Genomic DNA, 19,268 nt, shown 5'->3' on the forward strand with positions numbered 1-19,268 from the left:
CGGCGTCTTGAAACGAAAGGGCATGGACCGTTGCGGCCATGCCCTTACATCTAAACAGCAAATTGCCGATATGGCGCTCGTGCGGTCTCTACGCCAGACGCGGGAACAGCGGATCGCCCTTCTCGACGGGCTGACCACCAGCAAGCAGGCCCCAAGCGCAAATGCCCTTGAGGTCGTCGGTCGCGGCCTCGTTCTCGCAGGACAGGCGGCGCAGGGCCTCGGCAGAGGTCTGAGGCATGAGCGGCATCAGCAGGTGAGCGGCAATGCGGATGGCCTCGAGCAGGTTGTAGATCACAAACGCCAGCTCGTCAGCCTTGGCCTCGTCCTTGGCAAGTGCCCAGGGCTCGGAGTCCTCGATGTAGTGGTTGGCGGCGTGGATGAGCTCCATGACCTCATCCTTGGCTCCGCCGTAATCGAGCACGTCCATCTTGGCCATGTAGCGGTCGACCAGGCCATCGGCGATCTTTGCCAGCGGGTTGTCGAACGCATCGAACGATGCGGGCTTGGCGGGCGCGCAACCGTCAAAGTACTTGCCGCTCATGTTGAGCGAACGCGAGATAAGGTTGCCCCAGCTGTTGGCCAGGTCGGCGTTGTAGACCTGCTCCATGCGATCGAAGCTGATGGCGCCGTCGGTACCGGGAACGACATCGGTCATAAAGTAGTAGCGATAGCCCTCGACGCCCAGCATGTCGATAACGTCCTGCGGAGCGATGGCGTTACCGCGGCTCTTGGACATCTTCTCGGCCTTGCCGGTCTCGGCATTGCGCACGGTCAGGAAGCCGTGGGCAAAGACGTGCTCGGGCAGGGCCTCGCCGATGGCCATGAGCATGGCGGGCCAAATGACGCAGTGGAAGCGGATGATGTCCTTACCCACGATGTGGAACTGCGCGGGCCAGCGATAGGCCAGCTCGGCACGCGCCTCGTCGGTGTCGACACCGTAGCCGACGGCCGTCATATAGTTGAGCAGCGCGTCAAACCATACATAGGTCACATGGCCCTCGTCAAACGGAACCTGGATGCCCCAGTCAAAGCTCGTGCGACTCACGGAAAGGTCGTTGAGGCCGCCCTCGACAAAGCTGCGAACCTCGTTCATGCGGAACGCAGGCTCGACAAAGTCGGGGTGCTCGTCATAGAGCTTGAGAAGCTTGTCCTGGAAGGCGGAAAGCTTAAAGAAGTAGGACTCCTCCTGGACGCGCTCAAGCGGACGGTGGCAGTCGGGGCATAGATGCTGGCCGACGCTGCCGTACTCCTCGTCGCCCTTCTGGACCTGCGTATCGGTGAAGTAGGTCTCGTCAGGCACGCAATACCAACCGTCGTAGCTGCCCTTATACAGATAGCCGGACTCCTTCATGCGCTCCCACAGGTACTGCACGGCATGATGCTGGCGCGGCTCGGTGGTGCGGATGAAGTCGTCGTTGGAGATCTCGAGCTTGCTCCAAAGCTCCTTGAAGTGCGGAGCCTGGCTGTCGGTCCACTCCTGCGGCGTCATGCCATGCTTGGCTGCGGCCTCGGCGACCTTCTCGCCGTGCTCGTCCATGCCGGTCAGGAACTTGACGTTATAGCCGGCGGAGCGGCGATAGCGAGCCTGAACGTCGGCGATGATGGTGGAATAAGCCGTGCCCAGGTGCGGATCGGCGTTGACGTAGTAGATGGGCGTCGTGATAAAGAACGAAGGCTTGCTTTGATCCATGGGGTTTGTCCTCCAGAAAAACGTTGCATACAGGGGATGATTCTAGCGCAAGGGCTGGATATCCTCCATCTATTGCATATCGAGCACCATGGCATAGACATCGCGCTTGCGGCGCGAATACTTCTGAGACAGGCGCTTGGCCACCGCAGAGGCGGGCTCCCCCTCCTCGAGCGCGGTGCGGATATCCTCGCGCAGGGCATCGTCGGGATCCGCTACCGCAGCGCCAACCGGCGCGATGCCGGCCTCCTCGTCCTCGCTCGGCGGCGCGATGACCAGCGCAATCTCGCCCTTTACCTCGCCGCGAGCACGCAGCTCCTCGGCAAGCTGGTCAGCGGGCCCGCGCAAGACCTCCTCGTGCAGCTTGGTGAGTTCGCGGCAGACGGCAAGCTCACGCTGGGGAAAGACCTCCGCCACGGCCTCGAGCGTCGCCACGATGCGATGTGGAGACTCGTAGAAGATGAGTGCGCCGGGCACCACGGCAAGGCGCTGCAAACGGCGCACACGGTCGCCGTGCTTTCGGCCCAAAAAGCCCTCGAAGAAAAAATGCTCGCAGGGAATGCCGGACGAAACGAGTGCCGTGACGCAAGCAGAGGGTCCGGGAATAACTTCGACAGGCACATCGGCCTCACGCGCCGCCTCGACCAGCGCCTGGCCGGGATCGGACACGCTCGGCATGCCGGCGTCCGAGGCAAAGGCGAGGGTCTCCCCCGCCAGCAGACGGTCGACCAGGCCGGCAGCGCGGCTGGCGATCACATTCTCGTCGCAACGGACAAGCGGCTTGGAAATTCCCAGGTGCATCAGCAGCTTTGACGTCACACGCGTGTCTTCGCAGCAAATGGCATCGGCGGCGGCAAAAGCCTCGCCAACGCGCGGGGACAGGTCGCCTAGGTTGCCGATGGGCGTGCCGACCACATAGAGTTTGCCCGTATGGGCGCTGTTTTGCGTCATATCAACCTATTCAATCATGCCGCGCTCGAGCGTACCGAGCGCCGCGCGGGCGTCCCATGCTGCAATGCGCTTCTCGGTCTTCCACGTTTGGAAGAACCAACCGGCAGCCGGCGCAAACGAAGCCAGCTGGTTGGCGATAAACACGCGCTCGTAGGCATTGCGGCCCTCGGGCGTAACCGACGAGTTAGCAAAGATCGCCGCGCCCGACCATTCGCCCACCAGCACGGGGAACCCAGTCGAAATCGCTTCTTTAAGCTCGCGCTTGTTACGCGAAATCGCCGTCGTCAGCCCGCGAGGGCTCGTGATGTCGAGCGCATACTCGTCGCGGTAATGGTACAGGTGAAGGTCCATGTAGACGTTCTTGTACTTGGCGCCGCGCATAAAATGCTTCCACTCGCTGGGATGCCCCGACGACGAGAAGACGACGATCTTATCCTCGGGCATATACGAACGGACGAGCTCGTAGGCATCGCGATAGAAATTGCGCAGGTAGTGAGCAGGAATGCCATCCGTCATGGTGAAGAGGCTCTTGCGAACGCTCATCTGCGGCGTGTCCAGCAGCTCAATGCCCAGCAGGCTCTCGGCCTCGCCATAGCGATCGGCCAAGCGCTCGAGCACGTCGAGTGCGACATGACGGCCGTTGGTGGACGAATGCCACTCGGCAACAGCCTCCGGCGTGGTGGGCGAATCGTTGGAATCGCCCTGGCCACCGGGCACGGTTGCCAGATCGAGCAGCACGCGGATGTCGTACTTGGCAGCCCACTCAATTGCGCGGTCGATGTAATCGACAACCGATATGTAGGAGGCATCGGACTCCTGTGAGCCAAAGGCATACCAGGGCACCGGCAGACGCACGGCATTGAGACCGATCTGCGCCATGCGGCGAAAATCGTCCTCGCTCACAAACGTCTCGTAATGGCGGCGCATGCGCTCGTTATAGGCGGCGGTACCCATGGCCTCCTGTAGCTCAGCCGCGTTGGATGCACCGGTCGCCGCGTACAGCGACGGGGTCACCCAAGGCTCGGGAATAAACCAGCCAGAGAGATTAACGCCGAGTATCCTCTCCATCACTGCCCCCTTCGGATCATGCAGGTCGAACCCGCATCGTATTGCGTAGGATAAGTATCGTTTTGAGTATACCCGCGTGTGCGGACAGGCGACCGAACGGTCTGCAAAGTGACGCGAAAGTGGGAGGAATGTCTGGGAGCAGACGGACTCGGAATGGTGCGACGAGGTGTGTACGCGCGCCGGAGGCAGGCACCGGAAAGTGTGTCCCGTTCTGAGCCCTTATTCTGGGACGCAGTTTCCGCAGAACCCTACATAAAAGAAAAGGACCCCTTTGCAGAGGTCCTAGTCAATTCAAGGTGGCGGGGAAGGGAATCGCGTCCGCGCGCTGCGCGGACGGACCGCTGCGGCGCTTACGCGCCTTGCGAGCTGCGCTGGCAAACGCTTACGCGTTTACTCAGCTCCGCGCCCTCACGGGGTTCGATTCCGTGCGAGGGCTACATAAAAGAAAAGGACCCCTTTGCAGAGGTCCTAGTCAATTCAAGGTGGCGGGGAAGGGAATCGAACCCCTGACACGAGGATTTTCAGTCCTCTGCTCTACCAACTGAGCTACCCAGCCATTTGAGGTGTGCCTTGTTTCAAGGCTTGATTAGTATAACCAAGGACGCGTTCCGGTCAACCGAGAATTTCAAAAAAGTTTTTGAGCACAGCCTCGGTTCTTTAAATCGGCACGTCAGAGGCATCAGCCGGCAGCAAGAAGTTTTTCGCTCAGAGCCGCACGGGCAAACTCACTTGGCGTCATCCCCTCGGCAGCCGCCCGTCGACGAATGGCCTCCTTCATTCCCAGAGGAATCTTGACCGACAGCGTTGCCGTCCCCTCACCTGAGAGTGGGGGCCGTCCATGCACGATCCCACCAACGGTGTGTTCGCCATCCGGAAACTCTCCGCGCTCGTACGACTCGCACCACGCGTCAATCATTTCATCCGTTACGACCTGACCATTAGCGGCCGTATACGTCTTGCCCATCATCGACCCCTTTGCCGAGCCCGTTCAATCTCCTGCCAAAATTTCTTCTGGACTGGAGACAAGGCATGAATGATAAGCCCCCACGGACAAGCTCGACCGCGACAAGCTCCACGCTTCGTCCGTCTGGGAGCCATCCAATCGCAAGCCATCTCGGCGGCTCGTCCTTCGGCTCGCGACGAATGCACTCAGTAACCGCAAGCCAAGCGCTAAGCACCTGCTTTTCCGTCAGGTGCTTTTTAGCGTTGGGACGGATCTCAACATCCATGCATCTTCTCCTCCATCTTACCCAATTTCGTATGACGAAAGTCCGCTGTCGCCAATTCTTAAGCCGGCACGCGTTGGAGAGCAGGGGTCGAAACAATGATTGAAGGACGCTCTAGTACGGCCCAGGCGCCGGGGCAGGAGCACATACGCCAGGGACGTACGTTTTCGTAGCATACGAGGACATAGCCACGTGCATCGATAAAGGCGATATCGATGGGATAGGCCATAAAACACGTATGGACCGAAGAGCAGCGTGGAAATGCCATGACGAGCGGCAGACCGTTGGCGGCAACCGGACACCGTCCCAGCATGCCGCGCAGGCGCACGGCAAACGACTCCGCCACCGCAAACTCGGCCGGCGTCCAGCCCAGCCTATTGAGTGCCCGCGCGTAGGCGATGTAGGACGAGACCGCGGTCACATGACCACCCCCGGACGCCATGGATCGACCGTCACCGCGCGCTCGTGCGACAACGTTGTCGGCGCCCCCAGCGGAACGCCAGCGATGCTGAGAGAAGTCGGCCACGGCTCATAGTGCATGGTGCAGGTGTAGGTCCTAAACGTACCGGATAGGGAGAGCAGGCCACCATCCGATGCCTCCGCGCCTTGCTCGCTCGACACTTCGATCTGCAAGTCATAGCCCTCCATGGCATTCAGAATTTGAGTCTGAACCGTCGCCGAGGCATCGGCAGAGCTTTCGTCGCCCTCCCCCTCCGACGCCACGGCGTGCGCCAACACGATGTCGGGCACCACGCGGTCGAAGCGCGCGACAGCGCTGGCAAAGATCATGACGTTGTACACGATGAGTGCCAGCACCAGCAAAACGGGCGTAACCACTGCCATCTCCACCGTCGCTTGGGCGCGCTCCTCGCGCAGACGCATGCGGATACTCATTACGACCCACCGCCCAGAGCGCCAACCAGCGTGGCGACATCGACGGTGAGCGGGATGGAGCCGCCGCCGGGCAGAGGAATCTCCGCAAGCGTGAACATCGTACCGCTGATGGTGCGTTCGACTTGATATTCCAACGCCTCGCAAAGCGCCTTGGGATCGGTCACGCCCAACGGAATACTTCGCAGTTTGTCTTGCGCTTGAGAGAGGCCAGCAATGTCAGACCCCGGGCTCTTAATGACGTTGGCGGAATCGGTCAGCACCGGCTTTCGCAGGCGCAAGTCGCACGGTTCCAAACCCAGCGCCGCCACGGACGCCGAAACGGTATCGCCGAGCCACGATGCAATGGAGCCCAACGCGCCGCTGCCCCCTCCTAGGCCTTTAATCATCTCGTCCATAAGTTCGTCGGCCGAACCTTGGATGTCTCCGTATCCCACAAGCAGCCGTCCCCAGACATCCATGACGCCGTCGAGCACGCCGGCAACGCCGCCCGAGCGTTCCTTCAATGTCGAGAAAAATCGCGAAAGCACGTTGTTTTGCGCCGTCGCCCCATCGGGCGCCAGCACCGCGGCAGAGATGGCACCGCGATCGCCAAGTCTGACTGCCGTGTTAAACGAAGAGTTGAGTTCATCGGAGCTCGAGATGGCACCCGAAACCGCAAAGGCAACCACGCCGTTGCGACCGGGCGGAGCGATACGCGGGCGCTCACCGGAAAGTTCTTTGATGGCGGTATCGAACGCATTGCCCGCACGGTCGGCTTCGTCCTCGGTCTGACGCTCGAGCTCGAGCTCCTTGTTGCGACAGTCGACGTAGTCCTCCAGGGCGTCTTTAAACTTGTCAAAGTGATACTCGAAGCCGTTTTCGATAGAGGTTGAAGGCGCCGCAACAGCACCAAGCGACAAAACGCCAAAATGGCATTTGCTGCATTTATCCTGTCCATCGTAATCGGCAACCGAAGCAAATCCGCTCGGCGTCCCTTTCTTATAGTTAGGGCAGGTCGTCCCGTAATGCAGATACGCCTTGTCATCGTTCACGCTCGTCGGCCACACCGCATCGGTATAGAGTTCCGTCGCCCGAACCTCATCAGAGTTGCGCGGCAGCAGCGGAATATAGGAGGAAACCCTGTCTCCGTTCTCGGTTATATATGCCCGATCGACCTCCGCGTTCGCATAGGTATAAAACGCCTTACGCGCCGCAGACTCTGCCTTCATCTCGACACTCGAGCCCTGGGGCTTCTCATTTGTCAGACGCCAATGGTAGTAGTCCTTCGCGCGATCAAGGGCAACTTGAGGCTCCCACGTAACGCTCGATGAGTAATGCGGATTTTGAACACCGGAAAGATCCGTTAGGCTTTTTGCGCGCTCCCACATACAAGAACAGCTGCCGACCGAGCCCTTGTCAGACCCACCACAATCCGCCAGCCAAGCGCGCTCCTTTGCCTTCGCCGTCTCCTCCGAGGCCTTCCGCAGCTCCTCGGCCGCACGCTCTAAATCATCTGATGTGTCTTTAATGGTATCGGTCGAGATCTCTGACCCTTTGAGCGCAGCAAAGTCCGACTCGGATGTCCTGGGCACGGCAAGCGCCGTACCGGTATAGGTCACACTATCGGTATCCTGCGCCGACACCGCCTGCGTGGCACGCGCGGCGATCAGATACGGCAGAGCCGTCTCGATTTTCTGTAAGCCTTCCGATGCGCTTTTGGCAAACTTGTTGCGCGTTTTAATGATCTCGATCCCGGTGTCGACCATATTGCCGGCAACCGGCTCGGCACCCGGGATGAGGATGGCGACCAGGCCCGTCCCGATCGTGGCAAACCCCGCCAGCCCCAGACTCAAGATACTCGCATCAACCACCGTGGCAGCCGTGTGATAGGACGACACTACGTTGGCACCCGCCAGCGCGCCGCTATCGGCCGCCACCTGGGTGTCCCCGGCACGCGACATGCTCCATATCGCCGCGGTCGACGAAAACAACAATGTGAGCACCACTAGGATGACCACGGCAGAAGAAAGCGTGGTATAGGCGCCGTCTTCGATAAACAGATCGACACCGGCTCGACCCATAAAGCCGCCTCGCTTGCAATGGCAGCTCGGACGGCGCGTCAAAACGCGTCTAGACCAGAAACGCTTAATCCCATGTAGCAATCCACGAATCATAATCTCCCTCCAGCCATTCGGGACGCGATTGATACGAGACATCGACCTTGAGCTCAACGTAGCCGCCCTCGGCGGCACCACCCATAGCCTGCGCAAACGCACCGATCACGGGCAACGGCTTGACCTCGCCGGAAACGGACACGGACGAGACGCCACCCGCACCGGCCCGGCCAAGCTCGATATCCCACGACAGCGGCCCGCCGGCATGAAAGATCGAAACGTTGGGCACTGCGGCAAGCCGGCGGCGGGTGAACTCCTTAAGATCATCGTCCTCCGCCGTCGTCGTGGTCATGAGCCGCGCGGTCTCGGCGGCGGCAGACTCCATGACCGCGCGCGTATAGAGCAGGCACACCGGTTGCAGTGCGAGAAGGATGAGCGTCAGAAACGTCGGCAGCAAAAAAGCGGCCTCGACCGTAGACTGCGCCCGGTCCTCGCACGCGATATCAATACAACGCGATGTCCTTAGCGCCCGCAGCGGCGTCGATAACCGACATCGAGGCAACGCCATGGGATGCCGCCCGCTCGACCAGCGCCGCCAAGCGCCCATCGGTGCCAGCACGCCAAAGTCCCGCAATCGCCAGCACGATCGATAACAGCGCCACCGTGACGATGGCGTATTCCACAGTCGCTTGGGCAACCTCCTCACGCAGAACGCCATGCATTTCACGACCCCTCCTTTGAGTTTATTGTTTGCGGGACCAGGCGCACGGCGCGCAGACGACACGAAGCATCGCCAGTATCCGCGGCAACCGTCACCATATCGACCCAGCCGCGTCCGTCGCGCACGATGGCGCCCCACACGTTTCCCTTGATGTCGAGATAGCCGCTCAGAGCAAGTTGCGCCGTGGGTACCTCGCGATAGGCACGCAGCATATCCGCCGCCGCTTCGGTCATCGGTCGGTCCTCGGACCATGCAAGCCGGACCGCAATCGCGTTGCCCTCAGGCGAATCCGTCGCAGTGCCAGACCGCTTGTCGAGCGTCCGCAGAAAGGTTTGCGCCGTGACAGCGACATCCGAATCGTCCGCATCTCGCATCTCATCTTTTTGAGACGCCACCGCCGAATCTGAGCCCAAATCGGAGGCGGTCCCAGGACGCTGCTGCCGCGCGGCGTTAAGCCCCCAAAGCACCGCCGCTATCGCCACGGTCAGGCAAGCAAACACCAGCAGCACCCCGATGGGGCGCTCGCCCTCTACAGGCTGTTGATGCCCTCGCTGATAGCGTTCCATAGATCTTGGACCTTGCCCTTAAATGCGACGATGGCGATAATCGCGATCACCACGAGCACGCCGACCAAGATGGCATACTCGGTGGTACCCTGTGCACTCTCCTCCTGCAATAGTTCCTTGGCGCGCTGACGAACATGTGCCGCCCGGCAAAACGCCCAGCCCTGGACCTTGCCAGCAGCGTCAGTCATCGTGTTCATGTATTCCTCCCTACATCATCCCGCCTGCTCCCAGCAGCGGGCCCAATATGGACAGAAGCAACGCCGGCAAGATGAGCGTGCCGGTGGGAATCAGCAGCTTGACGGGTGCACGCTCGATCTCGCGCTCGACCGCGGCGCGATGAGCCGCACGGATCTCGCGACTTTGAGCGGCCAGCGTCTCGGCAAGTGGGGCACCCAGGGCGAGCGCCTGCCCCACCGTGATGGCAAAGGTCTCGAGCGCTCGCACGTCCAGGTCGCGCGCGGCGGCCAACAACTCGTCCTCACGCGTGCCCACGCCCACCTGCCACGCCATGCAGGCGCGCTCAAGGCGAAGAGCCAGCACTGACCGGCGGTTGGCGCAGAAAATCTCAAGCGCCGCATCAAACGAAAGACCGGCCGAAAGACCCAAGCGCACAACATCGATCATCTCGGACACTTCGCCGAGCGACACTCGCGCCGGGCCGCCCGCTCCAACCGCGCCCTTCACTCGCGCGGTCAGAGCATCGACCACCGAGCGACCCGCGGCAGCGACCAGCACCGCCTCGCGCTTGCAGGCCCCTGCGATCTTGCGTGCATCCGCCCGATCCAAACCCGTCGCGACAAATACACTCAGGGCGCACAGGCAAGCCGCAACTGCAACCGGGGCGCTCATAGCTCCACCCGCATAATGCGCCGGATAACCACCAGGGCAACGGCGTTGAGGGCAAGACCCAGCACCACAGCGCCCGCGCCGGCAGGCGTCGCAAGACCGCGACGAAAATCTGCCGAAAGCAGCGCCAACACCGCGCACATGCCCGCCGGCATCGCCGCGACCATATGCGCAGACATGCGAGCCTGCGACGTCTTAACATCCAGGCGGCGCTTGAGCTCAATGCGCTCCCCCACCATGCTCGACGCCTCGGACAGTAAGTCGGCAAGCGGAGCGCCGGTGCGCTGAGACACCTTAAGCGCCAAGGTCACAAGCGAAAGACCGGGGGCGTCGATACGCACGAGCAAGTCATCGAGCGCGTCGGTCGCCGAGATGCCGCAATCGATCGCCGCCGCCACCCGCAAAAACTCGGTATGCACTGGCTCTTGCGCATGAGCGCCCACAAAGCGCATGCCCTGGGCCAGCGAATGTCCCGAGGCAAGCGACATGGAAAGTGCGGTAAACGCCTCGGGCATTGCCTCTTCTGCATCGTGTTGCTCGCGCCGGCTCTCAAAGCCATCCCGAGCGGCACCAACGGCAAACGGAGCAACAAGTCCCAAGGCAAATCCGAGGGGCGATAACGACACCATCGTTAGTAAAACGCAGCAGAGACCGCTCGATAGCAGCAGAAACGCCAAACGTCCCGAAGCATCTTCGATCACGAGGCCAAGGCGATGCGCCGGAGCCAGCGATGCCCACGAACGGGCGATCTTTTTCAGCAGATCGTTTTCCACCAGCTCACGCGGCAGCTTCTCTGCCACCGTCTCGAGCGCCTGACGTGTCAGCTCCGCCGGCGGTACCTGCGGCACACGAGGTTCCGCCCCGCACGCCGTCGCGACAGAAAGCCCTGCCAAGCCCCCTACGACGAGGGGCACAGTGATCTCCATTCGTCCACCTCCTCTTGTGTGAGCGTCCCCGACCGCAGGCCTTCTGCGATAAACGGCGGCTCGCGGTCAAGCGTCCAGGTGCGCTCGGCGGCATCGAACGTCACATAGCGCTCGAGCTCTACGCCGCCCGATGCGGCGCGTCGCACCCCCGAATACGAGGAGACGAAACGCCTGCCATCGGCGTGACGCTCGGACATCACGATGCCGTCGAGCGCCATGGCAATCTGCTCCTCGATGAGCTCGCTCGGCAGATCGATGCCATAACGTGCAAGCAACGTCAGACGCACCACGGTCTCCTGTTCTGAACCCGCATGAAGTGTGGTGAGCGACCCGTCGTGGCCCGTGTTCATGGCCTGCAACATGTCGCAGCACTCGGCACCGCGCACCTCGCCCACCACGATGCGGTCGGGGCGCATGCGCAGGGCATTAGTTACCAGGTCGCGGATCGTCACCGCGCCCTCGCCCTCAATTGAAGCCTCGCGCGCCTCTAGGCGCACCACGTGCGGATGATGTGCAAACTTGAGCTCAGCAGAGTCCTCGATCGTCACGATGCGCTCGCCGGTGGAAATCTCACATGACAACGCGTTGAGCAGGGTGGTCTTACCAGATCCCGTGCCTCCCGCAACCGCCAGGTCCTGTCGCAGCGACACCGCACACGACAGCAGCTGCGCATACCAAAGCGGCAGCGACCCCAGCCCCACAAGCTCGTCCAGCGAGCAGATACGGTCCGAGAACTTTCGGATGGTGAGAATCGGTCCGTCAATCGCCACAGGCGGAATCACCGCGTTGACGCGATAGCCCGTTTTGAGGCGGGCGTTGACGATGGGGCTGCGCTCGTCGATACGGCGACCAAGTGGCGAGATAATGCGGTCGATAAGCACACGGATCTGCTCATCATCCTCAAACGCATGCTCGATGGGGTACAAGACGCCGCCGCGTTCAAAGAAAGCCGAGCGGCAGCCGTTGATCATGATCTCGGTAACGGTGTCGTCCTCGATGAGCGGCTGCAACGGCCCCAAGCCCACCACGTCATCCAAAATCTCGTCGATGATGGTCTCGCGCTCGGGCGTCGCGAGATCGGTCGGCTCCTCAACATTGAGCGCCGCCTCCACCGCAGGACGCAATTCCGAGCGGGCAAGTGCCGGGTCGATATAGGCGCTGATACGCGCCACTTCGTCGTAACCCATGCGGTCCATCACGGCGCGCTTGGTGCGTCGTTTCACGGCGCGGCGACGCCCCGCATCTACAGGCGCTGCCGCCGCCGCAGCGCCGGCAGCCTTAATCCTCGTTTGCAGGCTCATCGCTGATCACCCTCGCGCGACCAGGGAAGGCGGATACGCGGGCGTTCGGTGCGCGTTGCACGGTCGGCGACCATATCGCTCCAAGGGCCGACGGCGCACCCCAGTTCCACGAGCATCTCGCGCGTGGCCTCGCGCACGCTAGTCGCAAAAGCGCTGGTCTGCCCCACTGCCTCGTCAGCGCGCCCAAACGCCATGAGCGCGGCGAGATCCTGCCCGCCATCGGCGATACGAATCTTGGAGCTTAACGCACAGGCAATCTCAAAGCGCATGGCGACGTCCTCGTCTGCCCCGCGCGCACCGAACCGGTTGAACACGGCGCTCATGCGCGTGCGCGGCACACCTACTCGACCTGCCAGTTCAATGACGCGCGATGCCGATGCCGCGGACGACACCGCCGCATCGCCAACGACCAGGCAACGGTCGCTCGCCGCCACCGCAGCCGCCACGGCGTCGCCCCAAAAGACCGAGGTATCGATAAAGACCACGTCGGATTCGCGACGCAGAACATCAAGCAGTAGCTCCACCGGACGCGCCATGAGCTCGGCTTGCTCGGGCGCTGCGACGGGACCCCAGAGCGTAACGCCCGGTGCCACGCGCATCGATGTGGCTACGATATCCGGCTCGGTGAGCGTGCCCGCCGCCGACGGCTCGATAAGTGCCGCCATATCGCGCGGAGCATCGACGCCTAACAAGTCGTAAAGGTTTCCAAACATCAGGTCCAGGTCGAGCACGGCGGCACGCAAGCCCAACAGCGACGATGTGTGTGCCATGGTGGCAACGATCGTCGACTTGCCGCAACCGCCCGAACCCGAAATGGCGCAGATGACCGGAGCTCGATGCGGCGAAGCGGCAGCGTCTGCCGGCGGCATCGGAGGCGGCGGGGCGGGCGTCGGTGACAGCGTCCCCGTCTCCCCCGCCGCAACCACGTGCTGCGTCCAAGCCGGCATGGCTGCTTGTTCGGTCTGCGAGGCAGGCTCGTTCTGCGCAATCTGCTCATGCTGCATCAGCGACAACTCGCCGCACCCGGCAAAGCCCTCAACTTCATCGAGTTCATCCGCCAGATTCACGCCGTGCACGTATCCCATATCTACAGCCGGGGAATCGCCAGCATGCTGCGCCGGCCCTCCAGCGTCATCGTATACAAGGGGGTTCCGGGGGCGCCGACCATGCTCGGCTTCCGCTTTTCCATAATCATCAACACGCGGGCCTCTTGTAGCGCGAGGCGCCCCGGGTTCCCTATCAACAAAAGCATCGGGCTCAATCGTCATGCTCCGATCGGAATCAACCGCTCCCTCGCCCGCGCGCCCGTTGCCGCATATACTGTGTGCAGCGATGACCTCGGTCGCCCCCGCGCGAAACAGCCCCTCGATATCCGACGGATCGAGCGCTTCTATCAACACGACCACGCGACTCACGCGGCCTTCGGCCGTCAGGCGCGCAACAGTCTTGCGCACATCTTCGGTATCAAACAGAGACGCCGCGATGATGGCAGCCCCGCGGCGCGACGGAAACGCCCGCGCCATGGAAACCAGCCCGTCCAGGTCACCCACGCGAAGCACCTGTGCACCCACATCACGGCCCTCGACTTCCCGCTGCAACAGCCCGTAATCGCCGCACGCGCAGCACGCAAGCCAGATCGCCTTCATCACTCGTCGCCTCCGCTCTTTTTGCCGCGCGCCGTGGCGGGAATCGTCAAGCTGACCGTTCCCTTGCCCGAGGCTCCCAGCAGTTCCTTGACGTCTTCGGGGTCAGCCGCCAGCGTCACCCATTCGATCTTGCCCTCGCGCGTGGCACCGGAATCCTCACTGGTATCGATCACGTGCGCGCCGCACAGCCGATCGGTCACGCCGTCTTTTTGCACATACACATCCACGTAGCTGCCCACGCCCGTAGCACCGCCGACCGAGTGCTCGGCATCGACCGCCACCGAAACGGCGACCTTGCCCTTAGGCACCTCGAGCTTGCGGCTCTCGACCTTGGTGTAGACATTGCAGATCACGGCGTTTTTGGGAATACGCGAAGTCGTCACGTCGCCGCGCACCTGGCGCAGCTCGGTCGCCGCGTCACGCGGCAGCAGACTCGTCAGCCACTCCTGGGTTATGACATTGGTCTCATCGAGGGTCTCGCCCACTTCGATATCGCGCGCCGCGACGCATACCTCGACGCGATCGCCACCGTACTTGGCCAAGGTCTCAGCCTGGACCTGTTCGGCTTGTGAGCGGATCGACGAGCCGTAAACCATGCAGAGCAGAGCAGCGAGCACGCCCGCGACCAGACTGATGGCGATGCGCTTGCTCTTGTTCACGGCCGCTCCTCTCATGGCAGTGCCGGGCGAATGCCCGTACCACCATTGTCTGGGCGGTCAGAGTGCAAAGCGGCGCAATCGCAATCTTGGTTTTCGATGTCAAACCAATCGCTGACTAAAAGCTGACCAGCCCGTCAAGCTCGTGGCAAGGTTTTGGTCAGCACGTCAGCAAACTGCATGTTTCGAGGCTTTTCCGCAGCAAAAAGCCGTCTCCCGAACAGTTGGGAAACGGCTGTCATAGGAAAAATCAATTACAGATGGACATCGGGATCGAGCATTTGAGCACTCACGCGCATGGATGACGCCAGGTTTTGAAACGTTTCCAGACGCAGGCTATCGATCTGCCCGGCGTCCTCGGCCTCGCGAACGGCGCAACCCGGCTCATGGGTATGCGTGCAATCGCCAAACCGGCACGTGCGCGATGCCTCGACAATCTCGGGGAAGGCGCGGGCCAGTCCCCGCTCGTGACCCACGAGCGGTAGGCTGCGCAGGCCCGGGGCATCGGCGATCACGCCGGCGTCGCCCGGCAGCGTCACCATCACGCGCGCGACGGTAGTGTGACGGCCCCGGTCGTCGCGTTCGCGCACACCGCCGGTCGCCAACGTATCGTGGCCCAGCAGCGCATTGAGCAGCGTCGACTTGCCGGCACCCGACTCGCCCAGAATCATGGCGCAGCTCCCGGCAGGCACGCAGGCACGGACCTCGTCCAGGCCGCGGCCCTCGGCAGAGGACGTCACGATCACGCGCACGTCCGGACCCACCAGGCGGCGCACGCGGTCCAGATCGCGCTCGAGTTCCTCGGCATCGCAGCGGTCAGCTTTGGTGAGTACCACCACCGGCTCGGCATCGCAGTCGAGCGCCAATACCAGCGAACGCGCCACACGGTCGAGCAGCACCTCGCCGGCACCGAGCGCCTGCACGATTAGCACGCTATCCACGTTGGAGCAGAGCACCTGGCGCTCTCCGCGGGCACGGCCGCGCCAACGCTCAAAGCTCGTACGGCGCGGCAGCACGCATTCAATCACGCCCATATCGTGCCCGGGAGCGCGGCGCACCGCCACACGATCGCCCACGGCAGGCAGCAGGACCTCGTCCCCACCGCGCGACTTGGCAAATCCCACGGCATGCTCGGCGCGGAAGGTATCGTCGGCAGTCGCCACCAGTGGAAACCCGCGATCCAAGCGCACCACGGCGCCAAGCTGCATCTGCTCGGGCTCCTCGGCATGCGCGCAGAAATCATCAAAGGCAGCCTGCTGGGCTTCATCGACCGGCAGGTCATCAAACGCCGGAACGTCCCGCAGCGCGTCAAGCCCCGGTACACTCGCCAGCAACTCCTCAGCAGATGCAGGGGGTTCGGTCGCGAGCTTCCGACGACGATCGCGCTTAGCCCGCGCCCCCGTCGTCTTTTTCTTCGCCTTAGCCTTAGCCTTAGCCACAAACGCCTCCCAGCACCAAAAATCACAACTGAGCAGGTATTTTAAATCAAAAAGAGCTGGCCGGGCAAAGCCCGACCAGCTCACAAACTTTCCCTCAGCCAATGGTCCCGAGAGGTTATCCGAAGGCCCGCCCGCCGGGAGGGGTTTCTTCCGAGCGATCCCGCAGCGCGAAGCGCGAGGACCAGCGAGGAAGAAACCCCGCAGGCGGTCGGGCCGGTGGGAAGGATGGCCTTTCGACCTACTCCTTCTCGACCGCGCGCATGATCGCCTTGTAGATCTCCATCAGCGGGATGATCAGGAAGGCCAGGCCCAGCGCGGCAAGAACGCCCTTGAGCTCAAGCGTCACGGGGCCAAAGAACATCTCGGCAAGCGTCGGCTGCACGGTTACGATCACCGTCAGCACCAGCGCCAGCGCGGCGGAAGCCCACAGCCACTTGTTCTGCTTCTTCATGGTGAACAGCGACGCACGACGGCTGCGCATATTGAAGCAGTGGAAAATCTCAACCATGTTGAGCGTGATGAACGCCATCATCACGCCTTCCTCGTCGGCATTGCCGGCGATCATATCGGCGATATGGATGTAGCCCATGTCAAAGTACACGCCCACAAAGAAGCTCGCCAGCACCAGCACGGTGATGATTAGGCCCTGGACCACACAGTCCAGACCCATATGTCCGGCAAAGACACCGTCCTTGGCGTTGCGCGGCTTGCGCTTCATGATGTCGCCCTCGGCATCCTCCATGCCCAGCGCGAGCGCGGGGAAGCAGTCGGTGACCAGGTTCACCCACAGCAGCTGCACCGGCTGGAAGATGGTAAAGCCGATGAGCGTGGCGATAAACACCGAGAAGACCTCGGCAAGGTTGGCCGAAAGCAGGAACTGGATGACCTTGCGGATGTTGTCGTAGATGCGACGGCCCTCTTCGCAGGCACCGATGATGGTGGCGAAATTGTCGTCGGCAAGCACCATGTCGGCGACGTTCTTGGTGACATCGGTACCGGTGATGCCCATGCCCACGCCGATGTCGGCGCGCTTGATGGACGGGGCGTCGTTGACGCCATCGCCCGTCATGGCCACGATCTGGTCACGCGACTTCCAGGCCTCGACGATGCGGGTCTTGTGCTCGGGCTGGACGCGGGCGTACACGCCGTAGTCCTCGATGTGCGCGTCGAGCTCCTCGTCGCTCATGCGATCGAGGTCGGCACCGGTGATGGCATGGCTGCGATCGGTGACGATGCCCAGCTGCTTGGCGATGGCCACGGCGGTGTCGATGTGGTCGCCCGTGATCATGACGGTGCGAATGCCAGCGTCGTGGGCCTCGCGGATGGCTTCGGCGACCTCGGGGCGGACCGGGTCGATCATGCCGGACAGGCCGCAGAAGACCAAGTCGTGCTCGAGCGCAGCGGGGCTGCAGTCGCTCGGGACCTCGGTGTAGGTGCGGCTTGCCAGCGCCAGCACGCGCAGAGCCTCGTCGGCCATGGCCTTGTTGGCGGCCACGAGCTCGGCGCGACGCTCCTCGGTCAGCGGGACGACCTTTTCGCCCTCGTAGATATGGGTGCACAGGCCGATCACCACGTCGGGCGCGCCCTTGGTGTACTGCTCGTACTCGCCATCCAAGGTCTCGACGATCACGGACATCATCTTGCGGCCCGAGTCGAACGGGGCCTCGCCCACGCGCGGATGCTCGGCAGTCAGGCCGGTGAGGCCAGCCTTGCCGGCGTCGTTGACGAGCGCGCACTCGGTCGGCTCGCCCACGGCCTCGCCCAGCTCCTCGTCCCACTGAGCATCGGAGCACAGCGCCATGCCGGCCAGGAACTTCTCCTTGGGCGCAGCGAGCTCGTGCTTGACGACGGCCATCTTGTTCTGGGTAAGGGTACCGGTCTTGTCGGAGCAGATGGTCTGTGTGCAGCCAAGGGTCTCGACAGCAGAGAGCTTGCGGATAATCGCCTGGCGCTTGGCCATCTTGGTCACGCCAAGCGAAAGGACGATGGTCACGACGGCAACAAGGCCCTCGGGGATGGCGGCGACGGCGAGCGAGACGGCAACCATAAAGGTGTCGAGCAGGGCAGTCGGATCGGTAAGGACGTTGCCCACGCCGTGGCGGAGGATGTCAACGCCAAAGATAACGACGCAGATGACGATCACCATGATGGTGAGGATGCGGCTGAGCTCGGCGAGCTTCACCTGCAGCGGCGTGAGCTCTTCCTTGGCCTCGGCCAGGGCGCCGGCGATCTTGCCCATCTCGGTGTTCATGCCGGTGCCGACCACGACGGCGCGACCACGGCCGTACACGACGGTGGAGCCCATATAGCACATGTTCTTACGGTCGCCGAGCGGCACGTCGTCGGTGCCGGCGGCGAGCTCGATCACGTTGGCATGCTTCTCGACGGGCACGGACTCGCCGGTGAGCGCGGCCTCTTCGATCTTCATCGTGGCGCTCTCGAGCACGCGGCAGTCGGCCGGGACGGAGTCGCCCGCCTCGAGCATGATCACGTCGCCGGGCACGAGCTCGGCGCTCGGCAGGTGCACGAGCTTGCCGTCGCGTAGCACCTTGGACTGCGCCGCACTCATCTCCTGCAGGGCCTCGAGGGCCTCCTCGCTCTTGGCTTCCTGGACCACGCCCAGCACCGAGTTGACGATAACGACGAACATGATGATGGCAACATCGGCAAAGTCGGGCTCGCCCTTGACCATGCCCGTGAGCGCACTGATGACGGCGGCAACGATCAGCATGATGACCATAGGGTCAGCCATCTGTTCAAAGAAACGCCTCCACAGCGGCGTCTTCTCAGCTTCCTCGAGCTTGTTAGGGCCTGTCTTGGCGAGGCGCGAAGACGCCTCGTCGTTGCTCAGGCCGAGGTTCTCATCGACACCTTGGTCGCTGAGCACCTCCGCCGCGGCGGACAGGTATTCCTTTTGCATATAGAGTCCCCTCCTGGGATTCGGGCCACTCAGCAGATTGATGCCCGATCATAATTCCCAGGAGAAGGGCAAGGGCTCATCAAGGCTGCCGTGCTGAGCGGCAGTTGATAGTGGAGCTATGGTACCCCAAAGCGACGCGTCTAGCCAAAACAATCGGTTTGGAAATATGGTCCGCACGCAACGGTGCAGACCGTGTGATGCTCAACATTGGTAAAACGTTTTTTCTTCGGCACATCGCCAAACTGACATATCGCCCAGATAGCAGCGGTTAGAGCGGTTGGTAAATTTTTTCATAGGCTATGTCACAACAAACAGTTGATAAATAGCC

19 protein-coding genes and 1 tRNA gene are annotated in these 19,268 nt (G+C 62.3%); all 20 read right to left on the reverse strand.

The annotated features are described in order from the left end of the window. Positions 1-88: 88 nt before the first annotated feature. Positions 89-1,690, reverse strand: coding sequence for a methionine--tRNA ligase (gene metG / locus CHY22_RS04905; RefSeq protein WP_089572678.1), 1,602 nt, complete (start codon positions 1,688-1,690; stop codon positions 89-91). A gap of 69 nt (positions 1,691-1,759) precedes the next feature. After that, positions 1,760-2,638 (reverse strand): 16S rRNA (cytidine(1402)-2'-O)-methyltransferase, encoded by an 879-nt coding sequence (gene rsmI, locus CHY22_RS04910; RefSeq protein ID WP_089572680.1) that lies wholly within the window; start codon positions 2,636-2,638, stop codon positions 1,760-1,762. 6 nt (positions 2,639-2,644) lie between these two features. Then, entirely contained in the window at positions 2,645-3,706 is a 1,062-nt protein-coding gene (locus CHY22_RS04915; protein WP_055309641.1) for a cellulase family glycosylhydrolase, read from the reverse strand. 483 nt (positions 3,707-4,189) lie between these two features. Then, positions 4,190-4,262 (reverse strand) — tRNA-Phe (locus CHY22_RS04920). A 123-nt stretch (positions 4,263-4,385) separates the two neighbouring features. Continuing rightward, positions 4,386-4,670, reverse strand: a complete 285-nt coding sequence (locus CHY22_RS04925) for a ribbon-helix-helix domain-containing protein (RefSeq protein ID WP_035137167.1) — start codon at positions 4,668-4,670, stop codon at positions 4,386-4,388. Then, positions 4,645-4,935 (reverse strand): hypothetical protein, encoded by a 291-nt coding sequence (locus CHY22_RS04930; protein ID WP_089572682.1) that lies wholly within the window; start codon positions 4,933-4,935, stop codon positions 4,645-4,647. The genes CHY22_RS04925 and CHY22_RS04930 overlap by 26 nt, the downstream gene beginning before the upstream one ends. Positions 4,936-4,993: 58 nt before the next feature. Further along, entirely contained in the window at positions 4,994-5,353 is a 360-nt protein-coding gene (locus CHY22_RS04935) for a DUF192 domain-containing protein (protein WP_226790440.1), read from the reverse strand. Next, entirely contained in the window at positions 5,350-5,826 is a 477-nt protein-coding gene (locus CHY22_RS04940) for a hypothetical protein (RefSeq protein ID WP_055285913.1), read from the reverse strand. Before CHY22_RS04940 ends, CHY22_RS04935 begins: the two co-directional genes overlap by 4 nt. Further along, positions 5,826-7,886, reverse strand: coding sequence for a hypothetical protein (locus CHY22_RS04945; RefSeq protein ID WP_089572688.1), 2,061 nt, complete (start codon positions 7,884-7,886; stop codon positions 5,826-5,828). The genes CHY22_RS04940 and CHY22_RS04945 overlap by 1 nt, the downstream gene beginning before the upstream one ends. Before the next feature lie 64 nt (positions 7,887-7,950). After that, positions 7,951-8,487 carry a TadE family protein gene (locus tag CHY22_RS04950; RefSeq protein WP_089572690.1) on the reverse strand — a complete coding sequence of 179 codons (537 nt, stop codon included), beginning with the start codon at positions 8,485-8,487 and terminating at the stop codon, positions 7,951-7,953. Next, the gene (locus CHY22_RS04955) at positions 8,423-8,641 is read right to left on the reverse strand and encodes a hypothetical protein (RefSeq protein WP_006235089.1); all 219 of its coding nucleotides are present in this window, start codon (positions 8,639-8,641) and stop codon (positions 8,423-8,425) included. The genes CHY22_RS04950 and CHY22_RS04955 overlap by 65 nt, the downstream gene beginning before the upstream one ends. Before the next feature lies 1 nt (position 8,642). Next, complete coding sequence (locus CHY22_RS04960) at positions 8,643-9,206, reverse strand: hypothetical protein (protein WP_143759211.1); 564 nt, start codon at positions 9,204-9,206, stop codon at positions 8,643-8,645. Beyond that, on the reverse strand, positions 9,170-9,403 hold the full coding sequence (locus CHY22_RS04965; RefSeq protein ID WP_089572694.1) for a hypothetical protein: 234 nt from the start codon (positions 9,401-9,403) through the stop codon (positions 9,170-9,172). The genes CHY22_RS04960 and CHY22_RS04965 overlap by 37 nt, the downstream gene beginning before the upstream one ends. A 10-nt stretch (positions 9,404-9,413) precedes the next feature. After that, a complete protein-coding gene (locus CHY22_RS04970; RefSeq protein WP_055250542.1) occupies positions 9,414-10,055 on the reverse strand; it encodes a type II secretion system F family protein in 642 nt (213 codons plus the stop codon). Further along, complete coding sequence (locus CHY22_RS04975; RefSeq protein WP_089572696.1) at positions 10,052-10,978, reverse strand: type II secretion system F family protein; 927 nt, start codon at positions 10,976-10,978, stop codon at positions 10,052-10,054. Before CHY22_RS04975 ends, CHY22_RS04970 begins: the two co-directional genes overlap by 4 nt. Beyond that, on the reverse strand, positions 10,951-12,279 hold the full coding sequence (locus tag CHY22_RS04980; RefSeq protein ID WP_006235095.1) for a CpaF family protein: 1,329 nt from the start codon (positions 12,277-12,279) through the stop codon (positions 10,951-10,953). Before CHY22_RS04980 ends, CHY22_RS04975 begins: the two co-directional genes overlap by 28 nt. Continuing rightward, entirely contained in the window at positions 12,276-13,925 is a 1,650-nt protein-coding gene (locus CHY22_RS04985) for a P-loop NTPase (protein WP_089572698.1), read from the reverse strand. The genes CHY22_RS04980 and CHY22_RS04985 overlap by 4 nt, the downstream gene beginning before the upstream one ends. Then, positions 13,925-14,584, reverse strand: a complete 660-nt coding sequence (cpaB, locus tag CHY22_RS04990) for a Flp pilus assembly protein CpaB (protein ID WP_246824569.1) — start codon at positions 14,582-14,584, stop codon at positions 13,925-13,927. Before cpaB ends, CHY22_RS04985 begins: the two co-directional genes overlap by 1 nt. 251 nt (positions 14,585-14,835) lie before the next feature. Beyond that, the gene (gene rsgA / locus CHY22_RS04995; RefSeq protein WP_233502823.1) at positions 14,836-16,020 is read right to left on the reverse strand and encodes a ribosome small subunit-dependent GTPase A; all 1,185 of its coding nucleotides are present in this window, start codon (positions 16,018-16,020) and stop codon (positions 14,836-14,838) included. 238 nt (positions 16,021-16,258) lie between these two features. After that, a complete protein-coding gene (locus tag CHY22_RS05000) occupies positions 16,259-18,940 on the reverse strand; it encodes a cation-translocating P-type ATPase (protein WP_089572703.1) in 2,682 nt (893 codons plus the stop codon). Between the last annotated feature and the right edge of the window lie 328 nt (positions 18,941-19,268).

Origin of the sequence: Collinsella sp. TF06-26, assembly GCF_002232035.1 — a bacterium.
GTDB lineage: Bacteria > Actinomycetota > Coriobacteriia > Coriobacteriales > Coriobacteriaceae > Collinsella.

Coding starts and splice junctions, on each gene's coding strand:
- CHY22_RS04985 (WP_089572698.1), bottom strand. CDS start 13,925: ATGAAGGCGATCTGGCTTGCGTGCTGCGCGTGCGGCGATTACGGGCTG.
- CHY22_RS04940 (WP_055285913.1), bottom strand. CDS start 5,826: ATGAGTATCCGCATGCGTCTGCGCGAGGAGCGCGCCCAAGCGACGGTG.
- CHY22_RS04970 (WP_055250542.1), bottom strand. CDS start 10,055: ATGAGCGCCCCGGTTGCAGTTGCGGCTTGCCTGTGCGCCCTGAGTGTA.
- CHY22_RS05000 (WP_089572703.1), bottom strand. CDS start 18,940: ATGCAAAAGGAATACCTGTCCGCCGCGGCGGAGGTGCTCAGCGACCAA.
- CHY22_RS04930 (WP_089572682.1), bottom strand. CDS start 4,935: ATGGATGTTGAGATCCGTCCCAACGCTAAAAAGCACCTGACGGAAAAG.
- CHY22_RS04980 (WP_006235095.1), bottom strand. CDS start 12,279: ATGAGCCTGCAAACGAGGATTAAGGCTGCCGGCGCTGCGGCGGCGGCA.
- CHY22_RS04960 (WP_143759211.1), bottom strand. CDS start 9,206: ATGGAACGCTATCAGCGAGGGCATCAACAGCCTGTAGAGGGCGAGCGC.
- CHY22_RS04975 (WP_089572696.1), bottom strand. CDS start 10,978: ATGGAGATCACTGTGCCCCTCGTCGTAGGGGGCTTGGCAGGGCTTTCT.
- CHY22_RS04955 (WP_006235089.1), bottom strand. CDS start 8,641: ATGCATGGCGTTCTGCGTGAGGAGGTTGCCCAAGCGACTGTGGAATAC.
- rsmI (WP_089572680.1), bottom strand. CDS start 2,638: ATGACGCAAAACAGCGCCCATACGGGCAAACTCTATGTGGTCGGCACG.
- CHY22_RS04915 (WP_055309641.1), bottom strand. CDS start 3,706: ATGGAGAGGATACTCGGCGTTAATCTCTCTGGCTGGTTTATTCCCGAG.
- metG (WP_089572678.1), bottom strand. CDS start 1,690: ATGGATCAAAGCAAGCCTTCGTTCTTTATCACGACGCCCATCTACTAC.
- CHY22_RS04945 (WP_089572688.1), bottom strand. CDS start 7,886: ATGGGTCGAGCCGGTGTCGATCTGTTTATCGAAGACGGCGCCTATACC.
- CHY22_RS04925 (WP_035137167.1), bottom strand. CDS start 4,670: ATGGGCAAGACGTATACGGCCGCTAATGGTCAGGTCGTAACGGATGAA.
- CHY22_RS04965 (WP_089572694.1), bottom strand. CDS start 9,403: ATGAACACGATGACTGACGCTGCTGGCAAGGTCCAGGGCTGGGCGTTT.
- CHY22_RS04950 (WP_089572690.1), bottom strand. CDS start 8,487: ATGGCGTTGCCTCGATGTCGGTTATCGACGCCGCTGCGGGCGCTAAGG.